Genomic DNA, 8590 nt, shown 5'->3' with positions numbered 1-8590 from the left:
CGTGCCATGCGGTGTTTTGAACATAATTGTGGCAGAGGTTTTCATATCACTTTGAACTTGAACAAAACCATTTTGTTCAGAGGTGCCGGGCTGCGCATCTCTTTGTTTTAATGTCGCTTTACGTGAACTAAAGGTTTTTGGATTTATTTTATTTTGTTCGCAGTATTTAACAATTGTCAGGCCACTGGCCAACTGCGCTTCAATAATGGTTTGCCAATCTTCGAGTGTTCGCCTGGCCATAATGCTCTCCCAAGTTTAAATTGGGTTATAGGCTAACGATTAGTTTAGGTTTATTGTAGGTGCGGGTACGCCGACCTTCACCCTACTTCAACACGTTTTCACGGAAAAACTTCTAAGTATTGATTTTAAACTCACTAACTCCGCCCTTATTATCTCCTAGTTCATCAGTATTGCTTAAATAAGCGAGTAAGCACTTTCTACATTTGAATGGGGATCAAAAAACTAAATCAGAAGTTAAAACATTGCATTAAAAAATATATTCATGAAATAATTTATAAATTTGCTTAAAAGCTCTCCGCGTTATGTCATAACTTTAATACCATAAAGCTTAATTTTGATATTTCATCTTCTCTTTTACTTAAAATAATACGACTCTCAATAGCAATAGATACAAATAAATTATTATGCCAATAAACCTTTTTTGACTAAATTTTCTTTATCAAGCAATATTCCCACTTTCATTTATAGCCAAACCACAACATCCATATAACAATCAACTATTAAATAGTTACTTAAATTCAAATACAACTTTATTTTAAACCTAACTTTGCTCTAATTTAGATTGTGCTTAGTTGACTCGTTACGTTCACTTAGGACTATGCAACTAAACAATTAAATGTCGCATTAACAGATGCACCAGATTTTATATAGCTCCCTTTCCTTACACGGTACATACAATCCAGTTAATTTTTATAAGCTACTAAAAACCAGTATTTCTCACTTCGGAAACATTTAGTTTTTTGAGTCCAAGTAAGCGACTGCGTTTCTCATAAAATTTTAAACAAATAACCTCAATGCTAAAACCATAAGCGTCAAAATAAAGACAAGTATTTTTATATGCTGCATGTGATTTATAAATTTTAATATCCATGCAAATATCGATAAATTATTCCGTTGGACTTAACCTTAAATACCGTACCCACTATAAAAACAAACAAATATAGGTGTTATAACGTGTAATATTTTTTTAAAAAAGATTTTGTTACTGTCATTTTCAAAATAAAAAGTCGTTTCCGCTCCAACTAATTAAGTACGTTATTTCTAATCATTAAATTAATTCAATGATGTGCGTTTTCGTTGTTTTTTACTACTTAATCATTGATTTGCCCAATTCAAGCCTTGGGTTATGTCGTAAATTTAGGTACTAATTTGCAATTAGTCGTATAAGCGTAATTAACCTTAACTTGCCTATTCGACTTCACTTACCATTGGAGTTAATGAAAATGGAGTTGTATCCTAACAATAATTTATTCACTAAAAAGTACCCTTCAAATATATTTGCTCAAGAGCAACAATTTAAAGAATGCTTAAACTCAGCCTTGGAGTACGACAATATTAAGCATGCCTCTATTCATTTGTTTGGTTTAGATGAACAAGCTAAATCGGATCTAAGGTTAGCTGTGCAAACCCCTTTTGTAAAATCAGATACTTCTTATCCCATTTTATATCATAGAAAACAAATCGGGATGCTCAATATTCCACCTTGCCCAGCAAAAGAAAGAAATGAAAAACAGTCTGTATCAGATATTACAAAAAAAATAGCCTTATTAGTTAAACGTCATCAGGCAACTGAATTGTCTAAGCATTATTTAGGACAAAACTTAGAACTGATAGGTCATAGTAAAGAAATTTTAGAGCTAGAAAGTTTTATAGAAAAAGCATCAAATACAAATTATGCAGTTGTGATTGAAGGTGAGTTCGGTTGTGAAAAACTGGCAGTTGCAAGTGCAATTCATTATAACAGTTCAAATAAGCATAACCCTTTTATTGAAATACATTGTGCAACAGCCAATTTTGATGAATTTAAACAAAATTTATTTCAAAGTATTAATGAAGCAGTTAAGGGTACTATATTTTTAAGTGAAGTTGATTTATTGGGAACATCTCAACAAAATTTATTAGTCGAACTCTTAAGTGCCAATACAATTTCCGAAGAATTTGATAATACAATAAAACAAAAGTTAAAAAATATTAGATTAATTGCTTCAAGCTCATCAGCTTTAGAGTCAAAAATAAAAGATCAAAGCTTTTCTAAGCAACTCTACTGTGAACTAAACTTCTTAACTGTGAATTTTCCAGCATTAAGAGATCGTAAAGATGATATTCCTCATATATTAAAAAAATTAGTTAATAAACATAAAGTATATGAAGAACAAGGTTTTTCAACCGAAGTATTACAAAAATTAAGTCATTATGATTGGCCCGAAAACTTTATTCAGTTAGAACATATCACAGCAAGATTACTCACGCTCAGTTGTAGTAACCCTATAAATTTAAATGATTTAAATTTATACGCTCCAGAGGTACTCGAGGCCAAACCTGCAGCTAAGTTAGAAAATAACAAGCTAAATATTAACAGCCAATTAATTGATAATATGCTTAATAACAAATGGGAAGGCTTTAATCATTTACATATAAAACTTCAAAAAGCAGTGAAATATATAGCTGAAAATTTCACCGAGTCGATTTCATTAAGTGATGTTTCTGAGCAAGCGTTTGTAAGCCCTTCTCATATATCTTATTTATTTAAATTACATTTGAAAAAAAGTTTTAAACAAATTTTAGCCGAGTTGCGAATAGAAAAAGCGAAACAACTTATAAAGTTAACACCGCATATTCGCATTACAGATGTTTCCTTAGAAGTTGGCTTTGGTGACTTAAGTCATTTTGAAAAAATATTTAAGCGTTATACACAGCTCACCCCTAGAGAATTTAAAAAACAGCAAGTTAATTAGTTATGCAGTATCTAAATACCAAAGATCACTCATTATAATCAGCATTGCATTAAACATAGAGAAAACAAGGATGTTTCTCGCCATAAAATAACGAAACTTCCAATGATTCACTTTCTACTTTATCGATTATTTTTCATAATGAAATAAATACACAAACTCAACGTAACAGCAATAAACCTTAATCCCTTTTTGAATACGCCTTTATCTCACATGATGACTTTTTAACAGTTAACAGGGAGAACATTAACTATTTAAAAAGTTACTCAAACATTCACCACTATTACTGCTCAGTTAAAGCATGCATAAATTCTTTTATTCTGTATAAAAAAACTCATTATCCCCATTAAAATCACTGCCTTTATAAACATTCATTACTTCCTTTTGAAACCTCACAGATTCAAAGCAGTTGTCAATAGATTACACCGATAACTCCCAACCCTTAATCCGTAATATGAACCCATCAAAAAGACACAGAGAAAGCAATGTGAGCAACCAAAGCCCAGAGCAATTATGTAACGACCTTGTATCTCAATATGCCCCAGGTATATCCAGATCTATGTTAATTCAAGCAACAGCTCAAGCCTTAGGTAATGCAGCACACAATGCTTCTTTTGCGCAGCAACAGCAAAATATCATTATTAATTCAAATACGGCATTAAGCACCAGCATTATTCATGCAATTGGTGCTGCGTATGCCAAGAAATGATTACGATGCCAGACCTGATGTTTAGCATTTTAATAAAGCATAAGTTTCTGTTTAGTAACTTATTAAATTTAATTTAAAGGAAAAAACTATGCCAGTAAATGAGCAAGTAACAGACTCGGTTACGCAAGTTAATACCAGTGTTCTTGGTGGAACGCCCGCAATGGCTACCGGTAATTTAATGATGTCATCCAGTCAGTCATTAGGAACTTCAGCATTAAATGCCACAGAATCAAGTCAACACGGTGGCATCACTATGCACTCAGTAACCGTTCAAGGACTTAACTCTCTCATGTCTACATGTAATGCAGTTATAGGCCGAAGTGCTGAATCAATTATTGAAAAAGAATAATTCAAGCATGAATTTGATGAACAAAAATAGTACATCCATTTCATGCTCGAGTTCTAGGTTAAAAAATGTGAAGTAATAACAATTTTTAATCATTTAAAAACTGAAATAAGGAATATAAACATGCCAGTAAATGAACAAGTTACAGACTCAGTGACACAAGTAAATACCAAAGTTGTGGGTGAAACACCTGCAATGGCTATGGGCAATTTATTAATGTCGACTTCACAAGCTTTAGGTGGTGCAGCTCATAACGGTTCTGCTTCACAACAACAAGCACAAATCACGATGCAAGCAGCCACTGTACAAGGCGTTAACTCGTTAATGGCTATTGGTGGTGCAGTGATTGGACGTGGTGCTGAAGGCATTCTCGAAAAAGGTTAATCACAAAAACATAACCAGGTATGAATAACCATACCTGACTTTAATTTAAATATTAGGAATTATTATGCCAGTTAATGAACAAATTACCGATTCGGTTACACAAGTAAATACCAAAGTTGTTGGTGAAACACCTGCTATGGCAATGGGCAATTTATTAATGTCTACCTCTCAGGCGCTAGGTACAGCTGCACACAATGCAACTGCTGCTCAGCAACAAGCACAAATCACAATGCAAGCTGCAACGGTACAAGGTGTTAACTCACTGATGTCTATCGGTAGTTCGGTAATTGGCCGAAGTGCAGAAGAAATTATCGAAAAAGGTTAATCACCCATCAAGTTAAAAGGATAAATTATGCCAGTAAATGAACAGATTACAGACTCAGTAACACAAGTAAATACCAAAGTAGTAGGTGAAACTCCGGCTATGGCTATGGGTAACTTGTTAATGTCAACGTCTCAGGCATTAGCAACTGCTGCACATAATGCAACAGCAGCTCAACAACAAGCTCAAATTACAATGCAAGCGGCAACTGTACAGGGCGTCAATTCCTTAATGGCAATTGGTAGCTCAGTGATAGGAAGAAGTGCTGAAGGTATTATCGAAAAAGGTTAATTAATTAAATAGAGGAATAAATTATGCCAGTTAATGAGCAAATTACAGATTCAGTAACACAAGTAAATACAAAAGTGGTAGGCGAAACTCCAGCAATGGCGATGGGCAACTTGTTAATGTCAACGTCTCAGGCGCTAGGAACAGCAGCGCATAATGCGACAGCGGCACAACAACAAGCTCAAATCACGATGCAAGCGGCAACTGTACAAGGTGTTAACTCCCTAATGGCAATTGGTAGCTCGGTGATAGGCCGAAGTGCTGAAGGCATTATTGAGAAAGATGCGTAGTAATTTGATTAAAATTTGAATGTGTGCCCCTCAAAACTTCAAATTTTATAAATATATCGCGCTAAGTTAATACCTAAGCTTTTATTTAGTACCTATCTAAATAAAAGCTTTTTTTTAACAATCTGAAAGTAATGGAATAACTATGAATAAAACAACTCAAACTTCAGAACCTGAATATTCCGCAGTCAATTGTGCACAGCAATCTATTGCACAATCGACTGCATTAGCACTTGCTGATGCCACTGATAATTTACGAAACTTAAATACTTTAAGTACTACAGCAATAGGTGTTGCATTATCACAATACATAGAAACTGGTGATGCTAAATTTAGCCAAATAATTAATGAAGCACAGCAAGTTGTTACAAGAGGTACAGAAAACTTTAGTGCTGTTGGTGAAAAAATAGCAACGGTATTACATGATGCGCCAAATGAATAAATTACAAGACGGAAAGTTATTTTCTACTTTCCTCATTTTTTTAAATCATACATTTCTCCTAACTTAGCGTGATTTTGGCCGATTATTGCACATTGTTTTTAATTTAAACTGAGTTTTATGAGTTATAGCGACGATGTTCAATTTTGTTGGATTCGTCATAAAGAGTATTAACAAAGGACAATATCATGAATTCTAGCGATAGCGATGAAACAAAAAATAGCACTGCAATAACAACTTCACAGCGAAGTGTATTTTCCAACCAGCCAACAGGATTAGTTGAAACCACTTTTGCTGAAACACTTGGTTTATCTATGCACAATGCGATTTCAAATCAGCAAAACTCCCAAATGACCACAGCAGCATCAATCACTAATGCATGTGCACGTTTATTACAAGCGCCAATTCCTCCACCACCAAAACCAGTTGAACCGCCTGCAGAACCAGAGGAAAGTAAAGAGCCTGAAGTAGAACCTGAACCCGAACCAGAGCCCGAACCTAAACCTAAAAAAAAGCGTTTCAATATTCTCAATTTCTTAAAAGGTAAAAAAAACAAAAGCGATGAGAGCGGGGATTCCTAATGAGTATTGAGCAGTCCTTAATGGACAATCATCAACAGTACTTAAAAAACTTGGCCGAGTTTTCACAAAAACAACAAGAAAAAATATCGGACCTAATGTCAGGACACAAGCAAGCACTCGATGATTTTGAGCCCTTTGATCAAGAAAAAATTGATTCTCAAACGTCCGACTTAATGAAAAGAGTTAATGGCGAGCTTGATAAAGCAATGGAAAACGTAAACAAACAAATGAATTCAATCATCCAAAGTACCAGTTAATTCTGGTTCATAATCACAGCTAAAGGAAACAACATGGCTACTAAAACAGTAAATGAAAAAATCACAGACTCTGTCACTCAGGTTAATACTAAAGCACTTGGTGATGTTCCGGCAATGGCAATGGGTAATTTATATTCCGCAATGGGTTTAGCCTTATCTAATGCCAGCTTAAACGCAGCATCTTCGCAACAACAAGCCGGTATTACGATTCAGGCCGCAACAGTTCAAGGCGTCAATTCACTAGGCGCAATAGGCAGTGCAGTATTAGGTCGTGCAGCCGAGGGCATAGTAGAAAAAGATTAATCTTATATAACTCAAATTAAACAGACATATTTTAAACTATGTCTGTTTTTTACGTTAAACATTATAACAATAACTAAGGGAACACTTATGGCTGAACCTGATAATAAAAAAGTAGCTGAAATAATAAACCAATTAAGCGATGCAGGGCTTGCCGATACTGTTGGACTCATGATGCAAAATGCCATAACAATACAACAGGCAATGCAAACAGTGACTAATGCATCTGTATCATCTTCTTGTGCATTAATTTTAAAGCAAGGAGGGGGTTAAACTTAAGGTTTGATTTAAGTTTAACGATTACGATATGCCAGAAAAATCAGCACTCGTAAAATCACAACAAGCTGTTGCACAATCAACGGCAATTGCAGTACAAGACGCTGCAGATAACCTAAGAAACTTAAGCACAATTACAACAACTGCCATAGGTGTTGCTTTATCTCAATTATTAGCAACGGGTGATCCCAAGTACTCTAAAGTAATAGAAGAAGCGCAAAAAGTAATGGAAAAGGGAACTGAACACTTTGCTTCAGTAGGTGCTAAAGCATCAAAAGTGCTTAAAGATTTTAAACCTTAACAACCCCATTTTTTAAATAAAATGGGGTTTATTAGTTTAAATTTATCACTCGTTGAGGTAACTTTCCAACGTGCTATTGTTCATAAAAACGATACTCTCTCAACAATCACAAAACTGCAAAAAACACCAGTCGATATCACATTAATCAACACCCTTCACCTAAACAAGGTGACAAATAAATCAGGCACCATTTTGGGTTGAATTTGTATCTATTCAACACACACTCGTTAATCACATAAAGTTCACATCACCTTTTGTAAACTCTTGCTTCTTAAATATCTCTTTGAATATCAAAACTGGATCATTCGGAGTTTTACACAATTCACAATTTTATTAACATAGGAACAGTAAATATGAAAAATGTATTTCGTCATAGATTAACCTCCTTTCTTTTTTGCTCATTTTTATTCACACCTTTTTGTCAGGCTGAAAATGCTGTAAATGGGCCTGACAGATTTAGAGTGGGTATTGGCTTTAAAAGTGAGTCAAGTCACTTTATCGGTGTTGAAAATGAAACCATGGTAATTCCGCGTGTGGATATTAAGTACGCAGGCTTTTATTGGCGAGGGCCAAAATTAGGTTATCGTGTGATCGAAAATAAAAATTTTGAAATTGCTGCTGTCTTACGTCCTTTTGAAGGGTTTGAAGTTAACTCTGCTGATATTCGAAAGGGTTATAAAGGTATTAACGAACGAGAAGGAGATATTCAATATGGTTTTAACGCCTCTTTCTCTTTAGGCAATTTTAAAGCGGGCATCACACCGCTATGGAGTGCAGAAGGCAACAACTTAGAGCTCAGCCTGAAATATAAAATCATCGGTGAGAGCTATATCATAAAACCTGAAATCACTTATCAACGCTATGATGATGACTCAATGAATTATTATTTTGGTATTACAGCCAAAGAAGCTAACGATCCTTTGAGTTATTTAATTGACTCTCCTTACACTGCTAAAAGTAATGGCACCTTTGGATTAAAAGTAATAGGCGCCTACTTACTTTCTGAAAATTGGTTTGTAATGGGACGCTTATCCTATGATAAATTTGGCTCAGACGTTTTAGATTCACCTATAGTCAATTCAGCTTCAACGGCCAGTTTTGCATTAGGTGTTGGTTATAATTTCTAAA

The 8590-nt window shown here is 34.6% G+C and carries 15 protein-coding genes; 14 read left to right on the top strand and 1 reads right to left on the bottom strand.

Features of this window, described 5'->3' with window-relative positions; genetic code table 11:
- A partial coding sequence (gene tnpA / locus BM088_RS23525; RefSeq protein WP_425439332.1) for an IS66 family insertion sequence element accessory protein TnpA occupies window positions 1-240 on the bottom strand: 240 nt, incomplete at its 3' end.
- A 1223-nt stretch (window positions 241-1463) separates the two neighbouring features.
- Here tnpA and BM088_RS23520 point away from each other — a divergent pair.
- The 14 genes from BM088_RS23520 (at window position 1464) to BM088_RS23455 (ending at window position 8589) form a co-directional block, all read left to right on the top strand.
- Window positions 1464-2975, top strand: a complete 1512-nt coding sequence (locus tag BM088_RS23520; RefSeq protein ID WP_177208155.1) for an AraC family transcriptional regulator — start codon at window positions 1464-1466, stop codon at window positions 2973-2975.
- Between the two features lie 484 nt (window positions 2976-3459).
- Window positions 3460-3681: a RebB family R body protein gene (locus tag BM088_RS23515; protein WP_245763905.1), complete on the top strand. Its 222-nt coding sequence runs from the start codon at window positions 3460-3462 to the stop codon at window positions 3679-3681.
- 88 nt (window positions 3682-3769) lie between these two features.
- Window positions 3770-4030 carry a RebB family R body protein gene (locus tag BM088_RS23510; RefSeq protein WP_091990661.1) on the top strand — a complete coding sequence of 87 codons (261 nt, stop codon included), beginning with the start codon at window positions 3770-3772 and terminating at the stop codon, window positions 4028-4030.
- Between the two features lie 120 nt (window positions 4031-4150).
- A complete protein-coding gene (locus BM088_RS23505; RefSeq protein ID WP_091990658.1) occupies window positions 4151-4411 on the top strand; it encodes a RebB family R body protein in 261 nt (86 codons plus the stop codon).
- Window positions 4412-4475: 64 nt separating this feature from the next.
- Entirely contained in the window at window positions 4476-4736 is a 261-nt protein-coding gene (locus BM088_RS23500) for a RebB family R body protein (RefSeq protein WP_091990655.1), read from the top strand.
- 27 nt (window positions 4737-4763) lie between these two features.
- Entirely contained in the window at window positions 4764-5024 is a 261-nt protein-coding gene (locus BM088_RS23495; protein WP_091990653.1) for a RebB family R body protein, read from the top strand.
- A gap of 23 nt (window positions 5025-5047) precedes the next feature.
- The gene (locus BM088_RS23490) at window positions 5048-5311 is read left to right on the top strand and encodes a RebB family R body protein (protein ID WP_091990650.1); all 264 of its coding nucleotides are present in this window, start codon (window positions 5048-5050) and stop codon (window positions 5309-5311) included.
- A gap of 142 nt (window positions 5312-5453) precedes the next feature.
- Complete coding sequence (locus tag BM088_RS23485; protein WP_091990648.1) at window positions 5454-5750, top strand: hypothetical protein; 297 nt, start codon at window positions 5454-5456, stop codon at window positions 5748-5750.
- 185 nt (window positions 5751-5935) lie between these two features.
- Complete coding sequence (locus tag BM088_RS23480; protein ID WP_091990645.1) at window positions 5936-6328, top strand: RebB family R body protein; 393 nt, start codon at window positions 5936-5938, stop codon at window positions 6326-6328.
- Window positions 6328-6585 carry a hypothetical protein gene (locus tag BM088_RS23475; RefSeq protein ID WP_091990643.1) on the top strand — a complete coding sequence of 86 codons (258 nt, stop codon included), beginning with the start codon at window positions 6328-6330 and terminating at the stop codon, window positions 6583-6585. The genes BM088_RS23480 and BM088_RS23475 overlap by 1 nt, the downstream gene beginning before the upstream one ends.
- A 33-nt stretch (window positions 6586-6618) precedes the next feature.
- Window positions 6619-6888, top strand: coding sequence for a RebB family R body protein (locus BM088_RS23470; RefSeq protein ID WP_091990639.1), 270 nt, complete (start codon window positions 6619-6621; stop codon window positions 6886-6888).
- Window positions 6889-6975: 87 nt separating this feature from the next.
- On the top strand, window positions 6976-7158 hold the full coding sequence (locus BM088_RS23465; protein WP_091990636.1) for a RebB family R body protein: 183 nt from the start codon (window positions 6976-6978) through the stop codon (window positions 7156-7158).
- Between the two features lie 34 nt (window positions 7159-7192).
- On the top strand, window positions 7193-7462 hold the full coding sequence (locus tag BM088_RS23460; RefSeq protein ID WP_091990633.1) for a hypothetical protein: 270 nt from the start codon (window positions 7193-7195) through the stop codon (window positions 7460-7462).
- A 353-nt stretch (window positions 7463-7815) separates the two neighbouring features.
- Window positions 7816-8589 (top strand): MipA/OmpV family protein, encoded by a 774-nt coding sequence (locus BM088_RS23455; RefSeq protein WP_091990630.1) that lies wholly within the window; start codon window positions 7816-7818, stop codon window positions 8587-8589.
- Window position 8590 lies beyond the last annotated feature (1 nt).

It is taken from the genome of Pseudoalteromonas denitrificans DSM 6059 (assembly GCF_900112265.1).
Classification (GTDB): Bacteria; Pseudomonadota; Gammaproteobacteria; order Enterobacterales; family Alteromonadaceae; genus Pseudoalteromonas; species Pseudoalteromonas denitrificans.
The sequence above is the reverse complement of the archived record's forward strand: the minus strand, read 5'-3'. Positions and strand labels throughout refer to the sequence as shown.